The organism is Micromonospora sp. NPDC092111 (assembly GCF_044755745.1).
GTDB lineage: Bacteria > Actinomycetota > Actinomycetes > Mycobacteriales > Micromonosporaceae > Micromonospora.
In genome coordinates this window covers 625942-646691 of sequence record NZ_JBIVRQ010000001.1, presented here as the reverse complement: position 1 = coordinate 646691, position 20750 = coordinate 625942, and the positions used below count along the sequence as shown (strand labels likewise).

The following is a 20750-nucleotide window of genomic DNA, read 5'->3' as shown; positions in this document are numbered from 1 at the left end:
GCATGGAGAGCTACTACGAACTGCGGCACACCGTCGGGTTCGAGGAAACGAACATGGTCGGCAACGTCTACTACGTCAACTACCTGCGGTGGCAGGGCCGGTGCCGGGAGATGTTCCTCAAGGACCGGGCACCGGCCGTCCTCGCCGACCTGCAGGCCGACCTCAAGCTCTTCACGCTCAAGGTCGACTGCGAGTTCTTCGCCGAACTCACCGCGTTCGACGAGATCGCCGTCCGGATGCGGCTGATCGAACTGGCCCAGACGCAACTCGAGTTCGGATTCGACTACGTGCGGATCGGCCCGGCCGGCGAGACCCTCGTCGCCCGGGGGACCCAGCGCGTCGCCTGCATGCGTGGCCCGAACAACCGGACCGTACCCGCCAGGGTTCCGGAGGCGCTCGGGAACGCCCTGGAGCCCTACGCCGCCGTCGGGGTCCGGCGATGACGTCCTTCGATACCGAAGAGGTGTCCGACCCGGCGCAGATGCGTCGCGTCTACGGGACCTTCGCCACCGGCGTCACGGTGGTCAGTGTCGGCGGGGACGCGCCGCACGCCATGACCGCGAACTCGTTCAACGCCGTGTCGCTCGATCCACCGCTGATCCTGGTGTGCGTCGGCCGGGACGCCCTCATGCACCAGGTGCTCAGCCGTACCGGCACCTTCGGCATCTCCGTGCTGGCCTCCGATCAGGAGGCGGTGGCGCGCTACTACGCCGACCGGCGCCGTCCGCTGGGACAGGAACAGTTCGAGTTCGCCGACTGGCGGCCGGGCGGGCGGACGGACGCGCCGTTGCTCGCCGGGGCTGTCGCCCACATCGAGTGCGAGCTCTGGCGGTCGTACGACGGGGGAGACCACACGATCTTCCTGGGCCGTCCGCGGGGCATGCGCCGGTACGGCGACGGCGACGCCCTGGTCTTCCTCGGCGGCCAGTTCCGCCGGCTCGACCTGGCGTCGTCCGCCGTGGTGACGTCGTGACCGCGGCCGTCCGCCCGCCGTCGTCGTCGCTGAACGGGCCGTCGCGGGCCGCCGCCGTCAGCATGCTGATCATGATGGGCCGCGACCGGCTCGGCATGATGACCTCCTCGGCGGCCCGCTACGGCGACGCCGCACGGCTACCGGTCGGACCGAAGAAGCTCTACTTCTTCAACCACCCCGGCCACGCCAAGCATGTGCTCGCCGACAATGCGGCCAACTACCACAAAGGTATCGGTCTGGTGCATGCCCGCCGGGCGCTCGGCGACGGGCTGCTCACCAGCGAGGGCGAGCTGTGGCGCAAACAGCGCAAGGTGGTGCAGCCGGCGTTCCAGAGTCGGCGCATCGCCGAGCAGGCCGGCGTCGTCGCCGAGGAGGCAGCCGCCCTCGTCGACCGGCTGCGGACGCTCGGCCGGGACGGCCCGGTGGACGTGCTCCACGAGATGACCGGCCTGACCCTCGGCGTGCTCGGGCGCACCCTGCTCGACACCGACCTCAGCCGGTTCCCGTCGATCGGCCGCGACTTCGCCGTGGTGCAGGACCAGGCCATGTTCGAGCTGGCGTCGTTGAGCGCCGTGCCGCCCTGGGTGCCGCTGCCGCGTCAACTGCGGTTCCGGCGTGCCCGTCGCCGCCTGCAGACGATCGTCGACCAGCTCGTCGACGAGCGCGGGGCCCACTCCGGTGACCGCGACGACGTGCTGTCGCGGCTCATCGTGTCCGCCCGGGCCGAGCCCGACCCCCGGGTCGGCCGGCAGCGGCTGCGGGACGAACTCGTGACGCTGCTGCTCGCCGGCCACGAGACCACCGCCAGCACGCTGAGCTGGGCGCTCTACCTGATCGACAAACATCCCGAGGTACGCCACCGGCTGCGGGAGGAGGCGATCGCGGTGCTCGGCGACCGGCTGCCGACCTTCGACGACCTGGGCCGGCTCCGGTACACGGCGATGGTCATCGACGAGGTGGTCCGGCTGTACCCGCCGGTGTGGATCCTGCCCCGTAAGGCACTCGCCGAGGACCTGGTCGGCGGGTACCGCGTACCGGCCGGCGCCGACGTGCTGATCTGCCCCTACACGCTGCACCGTCATCCGGGCTTCTGGGACCGCCCGGAACACTTCGACCCGGAGCGCTTCGACCCGGTCCGGGCCACCGACCGGCCGCGATACGCCTACATCCCGTTCGGCGCGGGACCGCGATTCTGCGTCGGCAACCACCTCGGCCTGATGGAAGCCGCCTTCGTCCTCGCGATGCTGACCCGGGACCTGACGCTCACGAAGGTCGCCACGCACCAGGTCGTCCCGGAACCGATGTTGTCGCTGCGCATGCGCGGTGGCATGCCGATGACCGTGAGCTCGGCCGACTGAACGACCACCGGGTGACCGCAGACCGCCGTCACCCATGACCGCACCACACGAAGCCCGTCCTCGCCGGGACGGGCGCCACCCGAGGGGGACCGTTGCCACCGAAACCAGTGGGTCCGCTACGCCGGCTCATTCCCGCCGTCTTCGTCCTGGTACTCGTCGCGGGGCTGTTCGCGGTCTCGCGGCTGCCGTCCGCATCCGCGGCGGACCGGCAGGCGATGGCAGCGCGGTTCGCGTTCACCGAACTGCCCATCACGCTCCCGCCAGGGCTGCCGGAGCGCACGGTTCGCACCGTGAACCCGAAGTACGAGCACATCCGTTCCTGGATCTCGTCGGTCGGCGCCGGGGTGGCGCTCAACGACCTCGACGGGCAGGGCGGAGCCAACGACCTGTGCCTTGTCGACCCGCGCAGCGACAGCGTCGTCGTCACCCCCGCGCCCGGCGGCGGCGCCGACTATCCGCCGTTCGTGCTGGACCCGGCGCCGCTGCCGATGGGGCCGGCGATCGCGCCGATGGGGTGCACGCCGGGCGACTTCAACGTCGACGGCCGGATGGATCTGCTGGTCATCTACTGGGGTCGGACGCCCGTCGTGTTCCTGCAGAAGGGCGACGCCCAGGGGCTGAGCCTGGCGTCGTACCACCCGGTCGAGCTGATCCCGCAGCAGCAGACCACCGACGGCCTCTACCGCGGGCCGCTGTGGAACACCAACGCGACCGCGGTCGCCGACTTCGACGGCGACGGCCGACCCGACATCGGCGTCTTCAACTACTTCCCGGACTCCCAGGTGCTCGACCCGCAGGGCCGACCCAACGTGCAGATGAACCACTCGATGTCCCGCGCGCAGAACGCGGGTGGGGCGCACATCCTGCGGTGGACCGGGGCCACCAGCGGTGCCGAGCCGAGTGTCACCTACGAGGTGCAGCCCGCGATCGACCCCCGGTTCGCCACCGGGTGGACCCTCGCCTCGGCCTCCGCCGACCTCGACGGCGACCTGCTGCCCGAGCTGTACCTCGCCAACGACTTCGGTAACGACCGCTTCTTCCACAACGTGTCGGTGCCCGGCCGCATCAAGTTCAGCCTGGCCGAGGGCCGCCGCGGCCCACTGGACCCCAAGTCGTTGGTCATGGGGCACGACTCGTTCAAGGGGATGTCCGTCGACTTCGCCGATCTGGGGGGCAGTGGCCGGTTCGACGCCTTCGTCAGCAACATCACCGAGTCGTGGGGGCTGGAGGAGAGCAACTTCGTCTGGCAGAACACCGCCGCGAACCCTCAGGAGGCGCGGGACCGGCTCACCAAGGGCATCGCTCCGTTCGAGAACAAGGCCTCGGCGAAGAATCTCGCCTGGGTCGGCTGGGGCTGGGACGCGAAGATGGCCGACTTCGACAACAGCGGCCGGCTCGTCGTGGTGCAGTCCTGCGGCTTCGTCAAGGGCACGATCAACCGGTTCAACTGGCTCCAGGAGCTGGCTGCCAGCAATGACCTGATGCTGCGCGAGCCGGACATGTGGCCCAACGCGAAGCCGGGCGACGACATCGCCGGCTCCAACGCGCTGGCGTTCTGGGCGCCGGAGGGCAACGGCCGCTACGTCGATCTGAGCCCGCAACTCGGGCTCGACGACCGGACCCCGACGCGGGGGGTCGCCGTGGGAGACATCGACGGCGACGGCCGCCAGGACTTCGCGGTGGCACGGCAGTGGGGGCCACCGGCCTTCTACAAGAACACCAAGACGGAGATCGGCGACTTCCTCGGGTTGCGGCTGCACCGGCCCGCGCTCGGCGCCGCCCAGCCGGGCGACGCCGGCACCCCGGCGTACGGCGCACAGGCGCGGGTGACCACGGCGGACGGCCGGACCCAGCTCGCCCAGCTCGACGGCGGTGGCGGGCACTCGGGCAAGCGCAGCTTCGACGTGTTCTTCGGGCTGGGTGCCCAGGGCGCCACACCCGTCACCGTCGAGCTGAGCTGGCGCGATCTCACCGGCGCCGCGCACCAGCAGACCCTGTCCCTCTCCGCCGGGTGGCACGACCTCATGCTCACCGACCGAGCCCAGGAGCTGACCAAGTCATGACGGACGTCAGACGCGCCCCGGAAGACGGGACCACCACGGTCGAGGCCGCCGACGCGGCCCACAACGGCGCCGGCCCGGACCGGGCACTCGCCGGCGTCGATCCGCGACCGCCCGTACCCCGGGTGGACAAGCGTGATCCCCGCTACCTTGCCCTGCGGAACTTCGCCATCTCGATGTCCATCCTCAACGTGCTCGGTTACACGATCCTCGGGTTCGAGCAGCCCTGGACCTGGCCGCTGTTCGCCCTGGCGATCGGGTACACCGTGGAGCTGGCGATCGAGGCGGTCTCGGCCCGGTCCCTGGGCCGACGGCCGGCCTACAGCGGCAACGGTGCGTGGGGTGTCTACACGTTCCTGCTGCCGACCCACATCACCGCGCTCGCCGCGAACATGCTGCTCTACGCCAACGACATGTTCTGGCCGATCGCCTTCGCCGTGGTGGTGGCCATCGGGCAGAAGGCCGTCCTGCAGGCCCCGATCAACGGGCGCATGCGGCACTTCATGAACCCCTCGAACTTCGGCATCACGGTCGCGCTGCTGACGTTCTCGTGGGTCAACGTGGCGCCGCCGTACCACTTCACGGAGAACGTCCCGGACGTCTTCCGGATGTTCATCCCGATGGTGATCCTCACCGCGGGCACCATCCTCAACGCGATGCTCACGAAGAAGGTCGCGCTGATCGTGGGCTGGGTCGGCGGCTTCGTCATCCAGGCGCTGATCCGGCACTACGTCTGGGACGTGCAGCTCTGGTCGGCGCTGAGCATCATGACCGGGGTGGCGTTCGTGCTGTTCACCAACTACATGATCACCGACCCGGGCACCACCCCCGCCAAACCACGCAACCAGTTCATGTTCGGCTCTTCGGTGGCCATGGTGTACGGCGCCCTGATGCTCTTCAACGTGGTCTACACGCTGTTCTTCGCGGTCACGATCGTGTGCCTGACCCGGGGCCTGTTCTGGTGGGTCAAGTGGCTGCTGGCGCGGCGTGGCGAGCGCACCGCGGTGCGGCCGGTGCCGCCACCCGCGGCGGTCGACCTACCGATCGCCCGCTGATCCCCGCCGCCGAAAGCCAGCCGGTCCGTCCTCCGATCCTGCGGATCACCGCGGTCAGGAGGACGGTCCGGCTGGTTTCGCGGACCCGACATCACTGTCCACCCCACCGTCGCAGCTCGTGAGATGAGGCTGTCATGACCGCTACCCACCAACCGGCCACGCCGACCCCGGAGGCCCCGGCCCGATCCGGCCGGGCCGGCCGGCTGATCGCCGGCAGTGTTCTCGCCGGCATCGTGCTGTCCCTGCTCTGGTCGTACGAGTTCGTCGACAAGACGATCGGCGACAACGTCGCCAACACCCTGCTGGGCCACGACGCCAAGGCGACCGCGATCGGCGGCACCGCGGCGGGACTGCTGTTCGCCTTCATCTCGGGGCTCGCGGGCACGTTCACGGCCTGCAACATCGCCATGGCCGCCTCGATCGGGCCGATGACCCACGCCGGTGCCGGGGGCACCCCGGCGGACGGCCTGCGCTTCATGCTCCGGCCGCTGGGCCTGCTCACCGTGGGGATGGTCGTGGTCGCCGCCGTCTACGGGTTCGTCGGCGTCCTGCTCGGCGACTCGCTGCCGCAGCTCTCGACGGCGACGACGGCCGGGGGCATGCCCGTGCGACTCCTGCAGTCCGTCGTGGTCTTCGGAGTGATCGGTCTCGCGTTCGTCTATCTCGGACTCGCCGCTCTCGGCACGGTCCGGGATCCGTTCGCCCGCCGTCCGTTCGCCCGGGTGTTCGTGCTCGGCATGCTGGTGGGCGCCTTCCTGATCGGCAGGCCGTACCCGTTGTTCCACAAGCTCTTCCAATGGGCCGCCGATACCGGCAACCCGCTCTACGGCGCCGGTGCCTTCGTGCTGCAGTCGTTGGGCAACATCGTGATCGTGGCCGTCCTGTTCGCTCTGGTCGTCCTCGTCACCCGCGGCGGCCTGATCCGCTGGCTGGCCGCGCGACCGGCACGCACCCTCGCCGTCACCGGCTCGCTGCTGCTTGCCCTGGGTGTCTTCACCGTCGTCTACTGGACTGTCCGGGTGCCCGCGATGTTCGGCTACGGCTGGTTCCCGACGATGCCCTACAACTGAGCGGAGGCACCCGGCATGGACGTGTCGGTCCGGCAGTGGGAGCGGATCCGCCGCGACGTCGCCACCGCCGGCGACCGGTTCGTCGCCCAGGTGGAGGCAGCCGCGGCGGACCGGCGGGTGACCCGGCACTGGTCGGTCGCCGACACCGCGGCCCACGTGGCCACGCTGACCGACTTCGACGCTGTCAACACCATGCGCAAAGTCCGCTGCCCGAGGTGACGATGCGAAGTGCCCGGCCACTGTGGACCGGTGGAGGACAGCACGTTTCGAGATGGTGGACCGTGCCGGTGACGGGCAGGCTGGAGCACGGCGTGTTCGTCACACTTGGGAGGCGGAGTGTCCCACCTCGTAGATCCATCGCCGGACACCAGGACCGGCCGCCCCTGGGGGCTCAATGGTCGCCATCACCGGGCCGCCCTCGCCGTGTTCATGGTCATCGTCCTGGCGCACTGGGCCGAGCACCTCACCCAGGCGTACCAGATCTGGGTGCTGGGCTGGACACCCCCGCAGGCCCGCGGCGTGCTCGGGATGCCGTTCCCGTGGCTGATCAAGTCGGAATGGCTGCACTACGGCTACGCGATCGTGATGCTGGTCTTCCTGTTCCTGCTGCGTCCCGGGTTCGTCGGCCGTAGCCGCACGTGGTGGACGGTCGCTCTCGCCATCCAGTTCTGGCACCACATCGAGCACCTGCTGCTGCTGATCCAGTCGCAGAGCGGGCACTTCCTGGCCGGCCGTGCGGTGCCGACCAGCATCCTGCAACTGGTGCTGCCCCGCGTCGAACTGCACCTGTTCTACAACACGGTGGTGTTCCTGCCGATGGTCATTGCCATGTACCTTCACCTGCGGCCCTCACGGGCCGAGTCGCTCGCCATGAGGTGTAGCTGCCGTCCGCTGCCGGCATGATCTCCGCGCCATCAAACCGACGCCGGCTGCTTCTTAGTGGCGCCGGCGTCGGTCTGACGCTGCTGGTGCTCTACCTCGTCTTCGGCGGGACGGCACCGGCCCGCCTACAGGCCGTCGAGCCCGCCGACGGCGCGTCGGTCACCGTGTCTCCCACCGAGGTGGCGCTGCGGTTCAACGCCGCCCCGCACCCGCGCGTCATGCACATCACGGTGGTCGGCCCCGGCGGTGAAGAGGTCACCCGCGGCGATCCGGTCGTGGACGGCACCCTGGTCAGCGTCGCGGTCGCGGCCAACCGGCCCGGCCCCTACCGGGTCGGCTACCACCTGGATCTCGGCGACGGCAGGCCCGTCGCCGGGCTCACCACCTTCACGGTCGGCCAAGGGGCGGGGACCACCGCGGGACCGGTCGAGGCCGCCGGGCCGGCGCACGGCGGACACCACATGGAGCGTGATGCGAGCACCCTGGTGCTCGTCCTGATCGACCTGGCGCTGATGGCCGGCCTGGTGTGGATCCTGGTGCGCCGACCCCGGGTGCGCTGAACCGGCCGTTCCGAGCCACCGGCCCAGCTCTGCCCTGGCTGTCACAGGCTCGTGTGACGATCGTCGCCGTGACTGGATGGATCTACAACGATCGCCCTGAGGGCGTCAGGTTCCTGGCCGACCGGGTTGCTGAGCCGGGCCGTGGGGAGATCGAGGACGAGATCTGGGACTGGGTCGTGCGTGGCGAGGACGACGCCGACGAGTTCGTAGGTTTCCTTGACGACGACGAGCAGCGTCACGGCGCCACCGACGAGGAACTCAGGGTGGCGTACGAGCGGGCGTTGGCCGCTCGGCGGGAGCAGCAGCAGAAGTGGGGTGAGGTGCGGGGCAACCTCGCTCGCGCCTTCGCGGACCTCAATGAGCTTGGCGTCCTGGCCAGGGATAACTTCAGTTGCTGTGGCACCTGCGCGGCTGCCGAGATCCACGACGAGCGGGACGACTCCCGGCACTGGCACGGGTACCTCTGGTACCACCAGCAGGACACGGAGTCGCTGCTCGCGAGTGAGGACGGCGAGGTCTACCTCGGCTACGGCGCCTATCCGCAACCGGACTTCGACGAGGCCGCCTATGCCGCCCTGCCGCAGGCCGAACAGCAGGCCCGCTACCAGGCCGACCTGGAACGGCTATTGGACGAGACCGTCTTTCCGGTGCTCCGCAGGTACGGCATGCGGGTGCAGTGGAACCGCAAGCAGTCCAGGCGGATCCGGGTAACCGGCGCCCAGTGGTATGCCTCAATGATCTGATCACACGCGGTCTCCGGCCACAACTACCCACCGCGCGGCTCCTGTTTCCGCCGCATCGCGCTGGCCTGCACTCCGCCGGAATGTCACGTCTCATTTCCGCCAGCGGAGGGTGGTCCCGCCAGGAGATAGTCGGTGCCGGCTCGTGGTTCCTGGTCGCGGGTCGGTCCGTCGGCTACTCCCCGAAAGGTGCCGCACATGCACGTCGTCCCTGGGCTCAAGGTCTTGTACTTCGGGACTCCGGTGGTGCTGATCAGTTCCCTCAACGAGGACGGCACACCGAACCTGGCACCGATGTCCTCCGCGTGGTGGCTGGGCCAGTCGTGCATGCTCGGTCTTGGTAACAACGCCCAGACCACGGCGAACCTGCTGCGCGATGGTGAATGCGTGCTCAACCTCCCCTCCTCGGCGATGGTCGATGCTGTTGACCGGATCGCGCTCACCACCGGGAAGCCGACCATGCCGGACTACAAGGTGAAGCAGGGCTACCGGTACGAACCGGACAAGTTCTCGACCGCACGGCTGACCGAGCAGGCATCGGACCTGGTCCGAGCCCCCAGGGTCGCGGAATGCCCGGTCCAGTTGGAGTGCCGGGTCGTCTCGGCCCATCCCTTCGGCAGTCCCACCTCGCACGCCACCGCCTTCCAGGTCGAGGTCCTTCGTGCCCACGTCGAGGAAGAGCTGGTCATCCCGGGGACGCACTACGTGGACCCGCTCGGCTGGGACCCGCTGATCATGAAGTTCTGCGAGTTCTTCGGCGGTGGACACAACGTCCATCCGTCGAGACTCGCCGAAGGCTGGAACATGCCGCACCAGCGCCAGCCGACAGCGGTCTGAGAGGGTGTGGTGATGCCGCGACATGCTCTCCGCTGACCACGCCAGCGAAGGTCACGTCCGCGTCGCGGTGTCTGTGAACGACGAGCGTTGCGGGCTATCGGCGCGGTGCCGGCGAGCCGGTCGCCTCCGTCTGATCCGTGGCCAGGGTCGTGCCGCCCGCGCCCTTGTGGACACTGCGGTACCGCGAGGGGGGAATCCCGTACCGCGCCAGGAACGTCAGGCGGAGCGTCTCGGCCGAGCCGAATCCGCACCGCGCTGCTACGCCCGGCAGAGGCAACGAGGTAGTGACGAGCAGGCGTGCGGCTGCCGCCGTGCGGACGTGCCGGACGAAGCGCCCCGGCGTCTGGCCGATGTACGTCAGGAACAGGCGGGTGAGGTGGCGGGGGCTGACCCCGGCCACGCCGGCCAGCGCCGTTGCGCCGAGTTCACCGTCGAGGTTCGCGTGCACGTGTTCGACCACGGTCCGGACCACCTCGTGGGCGGGCGGCGGCCCGGTGGTGAACATACTCATCTGCGCCTGGTTGCCGGGGCGCTGTAGGTACGTCACCAGGTCGCGGGCGAGCATCCGGGCGAGTTCGACACCGTGGTCCTCCTCGACGAAGGCCAGTGCCAGGTCCAGGGCGCTGGTGACGCCCGCCGCAGTCGAGATCTTGCCGTCCCGGATGTAGATCGGGTCCGGGTCGACGTCGACGCGCGGGTACCGGGCCGCGAGCCCGTCCGCGAACCGCCAGTGGGTCGTCGCGCGCTTGCCGTCGAGCAGTCCGGCGGCCGCCAGAATAGTGGCGCCGGTGCAGACCGACGCCACCCGCCGGCTGACCTTTGCCAGCCGCTGGACATGGGCGACGACCAGGGGATTCGCGGCGGCCCGGAGGTGACCGAGGCCGCCTGAGATGATCAACGTGTCGAGCGGGCCGGTGAGCCGTTCGAGCGCCTGGCCGCTGTTGAGCACCACACCGGGACCGCAGGTGATCGGCTGCCGCCCCGGGCTGACCACCGTGACCTGGTACGGCGTTCGCACCTCGCCGGTCACGTTCGCCATGCCGAGGCTCGTCGTCACACAGGCGATGTCGAGCAACTCTGCGCCGTCGTAGCCGACGATCGCGACCGGGCGTACCTCCACGAATCTAAGCCTAGGCCGAACGGACCGGTACTCCACAGTTTCGGACCTGCCGGACCGCGATGGTGGCGTGCCGTGTCGATCGAGGTGACGGTGTGGGAATGACACGATCTGCTTCCGTGCCGGGCACGGTCACCGACCCGGTCGGCGCCACGGACCCGACCCGGCCGGCCGTGTGGCGGCGCGTCACGTCGGTGACCGTCCGCCGCTGGCCGACCTGGCTGGCGCTCGCCGTGGCGGCCATCAGCCTGGGGGACCTCGGCGATGGTACGGAGTTGGCGTTCGTGCTGGTCCTGGCGGCTACCGGCTACCTGTTCGTGGCAGTCGTCGACCGGGTGCCCGCCACGTGGCCGGTGCTGCTCGGGTTGGTGGCGATGGTCGTGGTCCTGCGGTTGCTCGACCTCGACCCGGTGCCGGCGCTAACCGTCGTCGCGGCAGCCCTCATCGCGGTGGGCATGATCGGCGGGCGGCTGCGCGGACCCGGCCTGTACGGGCTGCAAACACCGGCCGCACTCGGGTTCATCGCGCTCGGCCTGGCCGCCCTGCTGGTGCCCGCCGCCATCGGACACTACGTCGTCGCCGCCGGACTGCTCGGTCACGCCGCCTGGGACGCCGTCCACTGGCGCGCCAACAAGATCGTCGCCCGGTCGTTCTCCGAGTGGTGCGGGGTCTGGGACCTGATACTCGGCCTGGGGATCCTGATTCTTGTGCCCTGAGGCATCGCGACGAACAGCCAGCGCGCCGCGCGCCGGACCGCGTCGTCAGGATTCGCCAGCGCGACCGCCGTGACATCCGCACCGGGATCCCCGCCGCCGGTCGGGCATCGTCAGTGCCGTGAGACGCAGGGAACGACGCGGGTCACGAGCCAACTGGAAGAAGTGATGCACCACCGGGCCGTTGCGGTCCGCGTCCACCGCGGCGTTCGGAGTTGTTCGGGTTCGTTCGAACGCCTTTCCCTGTCGATGATCGGTGACGATTCTTGCCGATGACGACTGTTCCGGTCGTCATCGATGGAGGTGTGCGGATGGTTCGGAAGAAGTCGCGCTGGTTCGGGAGCGCGCTGATGGCGATGGTGCTCACGGTCACCGGCCTGGTGGCGTCCCCGGCCGCCAGCCAGGCGGCGTCAAGCTGGTATGCCGCGTCCTCCGACGACTACAGCAACGGCTACGGGTTCGCGACGTGGAGCAACACCGGGCAGTACTCGTCCTTCCAGGTCTGCGACGCCGGGGCGGCGGACGCCCGCCGTGCCGTCGGCTACATCTGGTGGCAGGACGGAGGGACCATCGAACGGCATGCCGCCGGCGGCAGCGGCACCTGCTCCACGCCGGTCAATGTCTACGTTCCCGCGGGCAAGTGGGTCTCGATGGAGGTGTGCGAACGGAAGGGGGCGAACGGCATCGACGAGAAGTGCGGTGCCCTCGTCCACGGCATCGCGGGTTCATAAGCCCGCCCGCCCGGCCGGCCGGAGGTGCACATTTCCGGCCGGCCCGGGTGGGTGCGCCGCTTGCGTCGAGCCTGGTAGGTGATCGGGTCGCGGCTCGCCCGAGCCGGGTCAACCGGTGACGACGGCTGGAGGCCCTGCTCGATCGGGGAAATGCCTGCCGGCGGCAGAGGTGCGCCATCAGGCGTTGGCCCCTGGCACGCCTGGTGTTCCGTGTTCGACAAACGCGACGACGGCCAGCAACTCGGCGAGAAACCGGTCGCGCGCAGCGAACTCGACGAGGTGCCCGACGGTGGGTACGGTGACGAACCGGGTCCACGGCGACCGGACAAGGCCGGCATGCCGTCGCGCGGATCCAAGCGGGCTGACCAGGTCGCCCTCGCCATGGATCGCTACGTAGGGGACGGCGAAGTCCCAGCCCAGAGCGTCGAAGTCGAACCTCCCGTACTCGGGTTGGAGCGCCCTGAGCGAGTGACGGATGCCCCGGTCAACGGCACGAATGTCAGCCATCGTGAGGGTGGGGTCGTACATCAGGGCGGGCAGCATGAGGTCGTAGACCATGTCCGGGACACCCTGGCCGACCCGGATGGCTGCCTTGCTGACCGCCTCCGCGTCGTGGGGTGACCATCTCGCGGGATCTGGGCCGATGCGGTCCAGACGGGACAGGGTGCGACGGTCGCCACGTAGCCCGGCGGCCTCGCGGGTGAGTCGGTGGCTCTCCCGGGGGCTGTCGGCGGCATACACGTTGGCGGCCACGTAGGCCGTGAACAGGTCGGGCCGCCGCTTGGCCATGATGGCGCCGGTTAGGCTGCCCACGGAACTGCCGACGAGGAGGATGCGGCGCCTGAACTGGACCACCAACTGCTGGGCGAGGTCGATGCCGTCCTCGGCGAGACGGTCAAGGGTGAGTGGCGCCGTGTCGCGTTCGTGGGCCCGAATCCAGGTGTGCCCTCCGCCGCGTTGGTCCCACTGGACGACGACGAGCGCGCGCTCCCAGGCGCCGAGCGTGGGGTTGAACGGGGTGTACGGGGAGCCGGGGCCGCCGTGGACCATGAGCACCACGGGTGCGTCACGGTCGTCGCCGCGCACTGTCACCCATTGGTCGATGCCGCCGACTTCGCGGAAGCCTTCCTCGTAGACGCCGTCGGGCGAGTTCGCGGCGAGCCGTGCGGCCGCGAGCCGCCGCTCGTGGGGACGCCGCACCATGGCGACGATCGGGTTGACCATCAGTGTGTCTCTCCCGGGTTGATCACGCGGTCGATCGCGGTGAGCTGGGCGTGCAGGACTGCTCCGTCGACCCCAGCGGCTGCCAGGAGCTGGGTGAAGCGCTGATCGAGAATGGCGATCGCGGCGGCGACCATGGTGCGGCCCGACGGGGTCAATGACACGATCCGGCGACGTCGATTCGCCTCGTCCACCCGAACCTCGACGTGCCCGTCCCGGCTCACCTCACTGAGCAGTGCCGTGACGGCCGGCTGCGTGCAGCCCAGTTCGTCGGCCAGGGCGGCCTGGGACAAGGGCCCGCGACGTTCGACCACCAGCAGCAGGACAGCGCGGGAGTGGGACAGGCCCAGCGACTCCCGCAGGACCCGGTCACCCGCGCGGTCCATCGCCGCGACGACGCGGTGGAGGACGATGCTTGTCTCGATCACACTTAAGATCTTAAGTAATGTGCGTGTTGCCGCGCAACTGCCGTCCTCTCCGGCCCGCTGGCGGACGAGGCCGGGAACCTGGGCAATGCCAATGCTGCGACCATCGCTACGGCCATTGCCATTGCTGCGGCCATTGCCGATGTCGTCCGGTGGACGGACACGCTCCTCCCGGAGCGGTGACGCCGCGTCCGGCGATGCCGCCGCCAGCTCGTCCCACCTTCTGCGGTTGCCGGCCATCGCCGGGCGCTGCGCGGGCCCGGTGACCGCAGGTCATCGGCCATCGCCGTGCCGGCCGTGTCCGCCGAGGAGATCCTCAGCCGGTGGTGGCCGGGGAGACGGCGACGGCAGGTTGGTCGGCTGTCCCGTGTCCCTTCACGATGTGCAGTCGCGTCGGTAGAAGGCGATCTTTCCGTGCAGGTTGCGTTGCTGGCGGAGGAGGAGCTCGAGTTGCGCCTCGACACTGCGGGCGTGCTCCTCAAGCAGTGCGGTCCGCTCGGCGACCGTGCCGGCACCGGCGCGGGCGAGTTCGGCGAAGCGACACATCTGGGCGATCGGCATTCCCGTGTCGCGCAGACAGCGCATCAGGCCGAGCCATTCGAGATCATTCTCGGAGAAGATCCGCTTGCCGCCGCTGGTGCAGTCGATGTCCGTGAGCAGGCCGACCTTCGGGTTGAGGGTATCGACGATCACGGCCGCCGGGGCGGGCGGCTGGTGGCCGCCTCGCCCCGGGACTGGTGGGGGTGGGTAGGTCAGGCTGGTGTGCAGCCGGTGATGCGTGGTCGGGCGGTGGTGTTGCCGTTGGTCATGGTGGTGAAGCCGAAGGTGTTGCCGCTGCCGTTGGGTTTGATGGTCATGGTGTTGCCGTTGTTGCTCCAGGTGAAGGTGCCGTTCCAGGTGGTGGAGACCTTCTGTGGTGCGGTGATGTCGATGGTCACGGTCCAGGTGGTGGAGCCGGTGACGGTGACGGTGGTGTTGTAGCGGTCGGCCCAGACGGTGCCGGGGGTGATCGAGGCGGTGCAGCTACCGCCGCCGGGCGGGGTGGTCGGTGGGGTGGTCGGCGGGGTGGGGGTCGCACCGTTGGGTGCGACGGCCCGGCCGGTCGACGGGGAGATCATGCCGGCGCACAGGTTTCGGCTGGCCAGGCCCTGGGCGATCCGCGGGATGGCGGCCACGGTGTTGGCCGGCCAGTCGTGCATGAGGATGACCTGCCCGTTGGTCAGCCGGGCGTTGGCGGCCACGATCGCGTCGGTGCTGGCGTTGTTCCAGTCCTGCGAGTCGACGTCCCAGATGATCTCGGTCAGGCCGTACTTCTGCTCGACCGACTTCAGCGTCGCATTGGTCTCGCCGTAGGGCGGCCGGAACAGTTTCGGTGTGCCGCCGCCCGCGTTGGCGATGGCGGTCTGGGTGCGGGCGATCTCCGAGTCGATCGTCGCCTGGCTCTGCTGGGTCAGGTGCGGGTGGGTGTAGCTGTGGTTGCCCACCCACATGCCGGCATCGACCTGTGCCCGGACCAGCGAGGGGTTCGCCGCCGCGTACTGCCCCTGGTTGAACATGGTGGCCCGCAGACCGTTGGCGCGCAGCGCCGACAGCAGGTTCTGGGTGTTGCCCGCCGTCGGCCCGTCGTCGAAGGTCAGCCCGACGTATCCGTTGCAGGTGGCGGCCTCGGACGGGACGGCGCTGACGTTGATGAAGGTCGCGGCCGCGATGACGGCCAGTCCGGCGACCGCGGTGTACTTCCACAGTGTTCGCATGTGTCGCACTCCTGTTCGTTCTCGACGTAGCGGGGTCAGCTCGTGGTGCAGGCGGTGATGCGTGGTCGGGCGGTGGTGTTGCCGTTGGTCATGGTGGTGAAGCCGAAGGTGTTGCCGCTGCCGTTGGGTTTGATGGTCATGGTGTTGCCGTTGTTGCTCCAGGTGAAGGTGCCGTTCCAGGTGGTGGAGACCTTCTGTGGTGCGGTGATGTCGATGGTCACGGTCCAGGTGGTGGAGCCGGTGACGGTGACGGTGGTGTTGTAGCGGTCGGCCCAGACGGTGCCGGGGGTGATCGAGGCGGTGCAGCTACCCCCGCCGGGCGGGGTCGTCGGCGGAACGGTGGGCGGGGTGGTCGGCGGGGTCGTCGGGCCGGTGGGCGGCGCGCCGTTGTTCAAGGCGGTCAGCACCGAGGTGTACGCCGCCTTCTTCCCGCCGCTGCTGGTGAAGAGCAGCGGGCTTTCGCCGGACCGCCACGAGTCGGAGTCCCGGATGCCCCACACCGTGATGCCCCGGCACCGGGCCACCGCAAGACAGTCGTTGGTCACGCTGGTGTACGCCGTGGCGGGCGCGTTGGTGATGTCGAGTTCCGTGATGTGCACGTCGACGCCCAGGGCGGCGAAGCTGGACAGCGTGGTGCGGTAGTTGCTCGGGTAGCTCGAGCCGCCGGTGAAGTGCGACTGGAGGCCGACACAGTCGATCGGTACGCCGCGGTTCTTGAAGTCCTGGACCATCCGGTACACGGCCTGCGTCTTCGCCGCGGTCCAGTTGTCGGTGTTGTAGTCGTTGTAGCAGAGCTTGGCGTTCGGGTCCGCGGCGCGGGCGGCGGTGAACGCGGCCTCGATCCAGTCGTTACCGGTGCGCTGGAGGTTGGAATCGCGGCGGGCGCCGCTACTGCCGTCGGCAAAGGCCTCGTTCACCACGTCCCACCAGGCGACCTGGCCGCGGAAGTGGGTGGCGACCTGGGTGACGTGGTTGAGCATGGCCTGGCGCAGGGCGCTGCCGGACATGTTCTGCATCCAGCCGGGCTGCTGTGAGTGCCAGGCCAGGGTGTGACCGCGTACCTGCATGCCCAGGCCGCGGGCGTGCGCGACGATCCGGTCCGCGTTGGCGTAGCTGAACTGGTTCTGCTGCGGCTCGGTGGCGTCGATCTTCATTTCGTTCTCGGGCGTGACCGCGTTGAACTCGCGGTCGAGGATGGTCGTGTAGGCCGAGTCGCTCAGCTTGCCCGCGGCGACGGCGGTGCCGAAGAACCGGCCGTCGCGTGCGGCTGCGGACGCGCCGAGGGTGGTGGCGGCGCCGGCCGTGCCGGGCAGGGCGACGACGCCTGCCGCGAACAGCAGGCCGACTGCGGCGACGACAAGTGCGGGTCGCTTCAGCCTCGGCCACGTGGCCGCGCCGGTGGATCGGTCACTCATGCGGGTGCCTCCTGAGAATCCGGGTCCGGGGGACTGCGATCTTCTGCATGGGGATGGGTGCCGCGGACTTCTCCTCGGCAATGGCCAAAGGAGTGGTCGGAGCTCGTCTGGTCGTCGGATGGCCGAAACTTCCGAAGACCTCTCGGACACTTTCGGAGTGATGAAGCGCACGTTACGACGCTGTATCCAGCCGGTCAATAGCAGTGACGAACTTGAATTTCCGGAAACTCGGTTAATAGTGGAAAGTTGTCAGTTCATCAAATTTACGAGCAGGCCGAAACTCTGTCGGATGCGTCGACCATGCCTGGGTCGGTTCCCGTCGCCCGCCCGCAAGGCACCGTCCAGGACAAGGATTCGCTCAGTCCAGGCGCAGCCGCCGGCCACGTCTCCCGCCTGCCTCGCGGTTGGCTCCACGTCAGGCTCCACGTCAGGCTCCATCAGCCGCGCAACAAGACGGAAGGCGGCGAGAGCAGTGCTGTGGTGGAGCTATGTGAGGTTGACGTGGAGCTATGTCTCACGACTGTGGGTGTATGGCGTTGCGGTCGGGTCGGCGGGTGGCGCGTGGTGAGATTGAGCGGCTTCCAGTGGACCGGCTGACCGGCTGTGTGCGCGGGCCCGGCCGGCGGGTGTTCGGGCGGAGATTGCCGTGCCGCCGGTCAGCACGAGGGGCCGGATGTCCGAGGTGCTGGTGCCGGAGCCGTCGCGCGAGCGGCTGGGCGCCGCCGCGCAACGGCTGGCCGGCGTGTGTCAGCGGTACCCGGTGACGTCCGCCGGCTTGCCGGCGTCCTGGACTTCGACCAGGTATCGCCAGCAGTCCGGACGGCTGCCGTCGAGATCGGTGAAGCCGTAGACCTGGGCCAGTTGGCCGCTGGACAGCGACTGCCCGTTCCATCGAGCGAGGTCAGGGTCGGCGGCAAGCGCGGCAGCCGCCCGACCGACGAAGGCGGGACTCTCCGAGATCGCGAAGTGGGGTTCGGTGGCCGTGGCGTCCCGCCAGTTGGCCTCGGTGACACCGAAGTGCTCCAGCATGATCTCCGAGCGCATCCACCCCGGCGTCAGAGCCACCGCGGTGCCGCCGAACGCGGCCACCTCCTTGGCCTGCGCGTAGGCCATCCGCAGTACGGAGGTCTTGGCCAGGTCGTAGAAGAACGACAGCCGGTAGTTGGTGCTGTTGTACTCGGCGGTGCCGTCGGTCATCTCGATCACCAGCCCGCCCGGCCGGCGATTGAGCAACGGCAACGCGAAGTGGCTCGTGACGATGTGGGTGTCGACCGCCAGCCGCAGAATGCGCAGGCCGGTGTCCAAGGAGTGCTCCCACAGCTTCTGATCCCAGCTGAACAACGACTCCGCACCCCAGATGTTGTTGACCAGGATGTCCAAGCGGCCCCGTTCGGAGTCGACGCGTTCGACCAACGCACGCACCTGCTCCGGGACGAGGTGATCGACCTGAACGGCGACGCCGGTGCCTCCCGCCGCGGTGACCAGCTCCGCGGTCTCCTCAATCGTCTCCGGACGATCCATCTCCGAACGTTGCTGTCGGGTACTGCGACCGGTGACGTACACCGTCGCCCCGCGAGCCCCCAACTGCGCCGCGATCTGCCGACCAGCACCGCGTGTCGCCCCGGCCACCACAGCGACCTTTTCTGCCAGATCATGATCCATGACACGACCCTGACAGAGAAACCTGACGACGCATGTCACCTTTTCTCGGAGTTTCCGCGCAACAGCCGCTGACAGGCCATCCGTACGTCGTGGGCGAACCCACTCGTCCGTGACCCCGTCGCTGGTCCGGGCGGATCGGAGGTGATCGAGGCGGCCGGTGTCGCCGGCCGGTCGGATCCGCGGAACCGGCCGGGAGCGCGCCGCACTGGGCGTACCAGCCGGTCCGGGGTGGGCATCGGGGGTTCGGGGCTGTCGCTGCCGCCCCACCGGTCGGTAGGGTCGTCCGGGTGGACCTGGAGGACACCGCCGCCCGGCTCGGGGTGCCCGTCGAGGACGTCGACCGCGTGCACCGGCTCGCCGGTGACCGGCCGTCGGCTCCGCTGCCCGCCAGGGCCGACGCGCCTGCGATCCTCGACCGGCTCGCGGTCCGGCCGGACGACGCCGCCGAGATCATGGCGGGCTGGCCCGACCCCGACTCCCCGCTGTGGACTCCGGAGCTGTGCTGGCTGCTCGACCGCTCGATCGCCCTGGTCCGCGCCGATCTCGGCGGCCACGGCTGGCTGTCGCCCGGTCCGGAGCTGCCGCGCGAACGGGGCCCCGCCTGGCGGCACCTCTACGTGTACGCGTACCTGGCCCTGGTCGACGTTGTCACGGGGTACCACCGCGACCACGGCATCGCCGATGCCGTGTCCTGGGTGACCCTCGCGGACCTGGGCCGCAACCTCGCGATCGACCGGCGGATGCACCGCGAGGGTTGGCCGGTCATGCAGAGCTGGCTGACGCTGCACGCGCGTGGCGGCCTCTACGAGCTGGGCCGGCTACAGCACCAGCGCGGCGGCACCGCCATCGACCTGCACGTCCCCGAGTCGGGGCCGATCACCCCGGAGGCGATCGCGGCGTCGCTCGACGAGGCCCGTGCGTTCTTCCCGCGCCACTTTCCCGACGAGCGCTACACGGCGTTCGCCTGCGGCTCGTGGCTGCTCGACCCGCAGCTACGGGAGTACCTGCCCGAGGACTCCCACATCGTCCGGTTCCAGCAGAGGTTCGAGCTGGAACCCTACGAGGAACCGGACGGGCTGGACGCCGACGTCGAGGTGCTGCGGTTCGTGTTCCGCACCCTGACCACACCGCTCGACCAACTACCCCGGCGCACCGTGCTCCAGCGCGCGATCGTCGACCACCTGAGGGCCGGCCGCCACTGGCACTGGCGGCGCGGCCGTTTCCCGATGTAGCCACACCCGAAGGGGCCGTCTCGCGGATCGTGGCGGTCGGGGCCGGCGCGTAGCCGGTCGGGGAGCCCGTAACATACCGACGACAAACCGACCAGGAACGACCTCTGGCGCGAAGCGCAGGTCAGCCACGCGGCGATGAACCGCGCCGCCCGACCTTTCCGCCGCAGCGGACACCCGCATCAGCGAAAGCTCCGCCGGCGTCGCCGCGGCAACGCGACGGAGAACGGCCAGTGGCCGGGCAAGGGCGGCTCGGGTGGGTTTCGCGGTCGTACGGAAGCGGAGGTGGCATGTTCAAGGGGTGGCACGGCTGGTTCGGTACGTTCAATGGCGTGGCGCTCATCACGGTGGCCCTACTGCCGTTGGCCGCGTTGGCGGTATGGGTGCTGGCACGCCGTCGCAGTGTCACCGGCACCACGCCGGCGTGGCGGATGTCGCTGGCCGAGGTCGGTATCGTCTACGGGACGGTGCCGTGGGTATGGATGATCATGTTGCCGGGCGGCCAGGCCGGCGCCGTGCCCGGTCGGGTGAGTCTGGTACCGCTGCGGGATCTGCTCACGATCTTCGCCGGCGGGCCGCTGACGGTGACGGTCCAGGTCGTCGGCAACCTGCTGGTGTTCGCGGCGCTCGGGTTCCTCGGCCCGGTCCGGTTCGCGGCGCTGGCGTCGGTGCCGCGGATCCTGGCGCTCGCGGCGGGCTGCTCGGTCCTGGTCGAGACCGCGCAGTACGTCCTGCGGCTGGACCGGGTGTCGTCCGTGGACGACGTGCTGCTCAACACCGCCGGCGCCGGGTTGGCCGCGTTGGCGTCGCGTCGCTGGTGGCGCGCTACGGCCAGAGCATCGGCAGATCGACCTCGACCGGCCCCGGTGGCGGGACGCTGACACTGCGGGTCAGGGCCGGACGCGACGGGTGCTTCGTGGTGGATCAGCACGAAGCACCCGTACGCCT

Annotated in this window: 22 protein-coding genes; 15 read left to right on the top strand and 7 right to left on the bottom strand. The window is 69.5% G+C overall.

Annotated features, from left to right (window positions below):
* Positions 1-2 precede the first annotated feature (2 nt).
* The 11 genes from ACIQG9_RS02650 to ACIQG9_RS02600 all read left to right on the top strand — a co-directional run bounded on the left by ACIQG9_RS02650 (position 3) and on the right by ACIQG9_RS02600 (position 9535).
* Positions 3-443, top strand: coding sequence for an acyl-CoA thioesterase (locus ACIQG9_RS02650; protein ID WP_400398765.1), 441 nt, complete (start codon positions 3-5; stop codon positions 441-443).
* The gene (locus ACIQG9_RS02645) at positions 440-973 is read left to right on the top strand and encodes a flavin reductase family protein (RefSeq protein WP_400397763.1); all 534 of its coding nucleotides are present in this window, start codon (positions 440-442) and stop codon (positions 971-973) included. The genes ACIQG9_RS02650 and ACIQG9_RS02645 overlap by 4 nt, the downstream gene beginning before the upstream one ends.
* A gap of 62 nt (positions 974-1035) precedes the next feature.
* Positions 1036-2331 (top strand): cytochrome P450, encoded by a 1296-nt coding sequence (locus ACIQG9_RS02640; RefSeq protein WP_400398764.1) that lies wholly within the window; start codon positions 1036-1038, stop codon positions 2329-2331.
* Between the two features lie 92 nt (positions 2332-2423).
* Positions 2424-4394, top strand: coding sequence for a CRTAC1 family protein (locus tag ACIQG9_RS02635; RefSeq protein ID WP_400397762.1), 1971 nt, complete (start codon positions 2424-2426; stop codon positions 4392-4394).
* Positions 4391-5446 (top strand): enediyne biosynthesis protein, encoded by a 1056-nt coding sequence (locus tag ACIQG9_RS02630; protein WP_400397760.1) that lies wholly within the window; start codon positions 4391-4393, stop codon positions 5444-5446. Before ACIQG9_RS02635 ends, ACIQG9_RS02630 begins: the two co-directional genes overlap by 4 nt.
* A 134-nt stretch (positions 5447-5580) precedes the next feature.
* Positions 5581-6516, top strand: a complete 936-nt coding sequence (locus ACIQG9_RS02625; protein WP_400397758.1) for a hypothetical protein — start codon at positions 5581-5583, stop codon at positions 6514-6516.
* A gap of 15 nt (positions 6517-6531) precedes the next feature.
* Positions 6532-6735 carry a hypothetical protein gene (locus ACIQG9_RS02620; RefSeq protein WP_400397756.1) on the top strand — a complete coding sequence of 68 codons (204 nt, stop codon included), beginning with the start codon at positions 6532-6534 and terminating at the stop codon, positions 6733-6735.
* Positions 6736-6945: 210 nt separating this feature from the next.
* Positions 6946-7419 carry a hypothetical protein gene (locus ACIQG9_RS02615; RefSeq protein ID WP_400398763.1) on the top strand — a complete coding sequence of 158 codons (474 nt, stop codon included), beginning with the start codon at positions 6946-6948 and terminating at the stop codon, positions 7417-7419.
* Entirely contained in the window at positions 7416-7958 is a 543-nt protein-coding gene (locus ACIQG9_RS02610; RefSeq protein WP_400397754.1) for a copper resistance protein CopC, read from the top strand. The genes ACIQG9_RS02615 and ACIQG9_RS02610 overlap by 4 nt, the downstream gene beginning before the upstream one ends.
* Positions 7959-8026: 68 nt before the next feature.
* Complete coding sequence (locus ACIQG9_RS02605) at positions 8027-8701, top strand: DUF6891 domain-containing protein (RefSeq protein ID WP_400397752.1); 675 nt, start codon at positions 8027-8029, stop codon at positions 8699-8701.
* Positions 8702-8896: 195 nt separating this feature from the next.
* The gene (locus ACIQG9_RS02600) at positions 8897-9535 is read left to right on the top strand and encodes a flavin reductase family protein (RefSeq protein ID WP_400397750.1); all 639 of its coding nucleotides are present in this window, start codon (positions 8897-8899) and stop codon (positions 9533-9535) included.
* Positions 9536-9629: 94 nt separating this feature from the next.
* Here ACIQG9_RS02600 and ACIQG9_RS02595 read toward each other — a convergent pair whose 3' ends face one another.
* Entirely contained in the window at positions 9630-10655 is a 1026-nt protein-coding gene (locus ACIQG9_RS02595) for a GlxA family transcriptional regulator (protein ID WP_400397748.1), read from the bottom strand.
* A gap of 98 nt (positions 10656-10753) precedes the next feature.
* Here ACIQG9_RS02595 and ACIQG9_RS02590 point away from each other — a divergent pair, with 98 nt between their 5' ends.
* Positions 10754-11368: a hypothetical protein gene (locus ACIQG9_RS02590; RefSeq protein WP_400397746.1), complete on the top strand. Its 615-nt coding sequence runs from the start codon at positions 10754-10756 to the stop codon at positions 11366-11368.
* A gap of 308 nt (positions 11369-11676) precedes the next feature.
* Positions 11677-12096, top strand: coding sequence for a hypothetical protein (locus ACIQG9_RS02585; protein WP_400397744.1), 420 nt, complete (start codon positions 11677-11679; stop codon positions 12094-12096).
* 177 nt (positions 12097-12273) lie between these two features.
* Here the strand turns inward: ACIQG9_RS02585 and ACIQG9_RS02580 are convergent, their stop codons facing one another.
* The 6 genes from ACIQG9_RS02580 to ACIQG9_RS02555 all read right to left on the bottom strand — a co-directional run bounded on the left by ACIQG9_RS02580 (position 12274) and on the right by ACIQG9_RS02555 (position 18573).
* Entirely contained in the window at positions 12274-13320 is a 1047-nt protein-coding gene (locus ACIQG9_RS02580) for an alpha/beta fold hydrolase (RefSeq protein ID WP_400397742.1), read from the bottom strand.
* The gene (locus ACIQG9_RS02575) at positions 13320-13982 is read right to left on the bottom strand and encodes a MarR family winged helix-turn-helix transcriptional regulator (protein ID WP_400397740.1); all 663 of its coding nucleotides are present in this window, start codon (positions 13980-13982) and stop codon (positions 13320-13322) included. The genes ACIQG9_RS02580 and ACIQG9_RS02575 overlap by 1 nt, the downstream gene beginning before the upstream one ends.
* 135 nt (positions 13983-14117) lie before the next feature.
* Positions 14118-14435: a MerR family transcriptional regulator gene (locus ACIQG9_RS02570; protein WP_400397738.1), complete on the bottom strand. Its 318-nt coding sequence runs from the start codon at positions 14433-14435 to the stop codon at positions 14118-14120.
* Positions 14436-14494: 59 nt separating this feature from the next.
* Positions 14495-15496, bottom strand: a complete 1002-nt coding sequence (locus ACIQG9_RS02565; RefSeq protein ID WP_400397737.1) for a polysaccharide deacetylase family protein — start codon at positions 15494-15496, stop codon at positions 14495-14497.
* A 35-nt stretch (positions 15497-15531) separates the two neighbouring features.
* Complete coding sequence (locus ACIQG9_RS02560; RefSeq protein WP_400397736.1) at positions 15532-16911, bottom strand: endo-1,4-beta-xylanase; 1380 nt, start codon at positions 16909-16911, stop codon at positions 15532-15534.
* A 747-nt stretch (positions 16912-17658) separates the two neighbouring features.
* Entirely contained in the window at positions 17659-18573 is a 915-nt protein-coding gene (locus tag ACIQG9_RS02555; RefSeq protein ID WP_400398762.1) for an SDR family oxidoreductase, read from the bottom strand.
* Positions 18574-18860: 287 nt separating this feature from the next.
* Between ACIQG9_RS02555 and ACIQG9_RS02550 the strand changes: the two genes are divergently transcribed.
* Together ACIQG9_RS02550 and ACIQG9_RS02545 are read left to right on the top strand one after the other, a co-directional pair.
* Positions 18861-19805, top strand: coding sequence for an acyltransferase domain-containing protein (locus ACIQG9_RS02550; protein WP_400397734.1), 945 nt, complete (start codon positions 18861-18863; stop codon positions 19803-19805).
* Positions 19806-20134: 329 nt separating this feature from the next.
* Positions 20135-20683, top strand: coding sequence for a VanZ family protein (locus ACIQG9_RS02545; protein ID WP_400397732.1), 549 nt, complete (start codon positions 20135-20137; stop codon positions 20681-20683).
* Positions 20684-20750 lie beyond the last annotated feature (67 nt).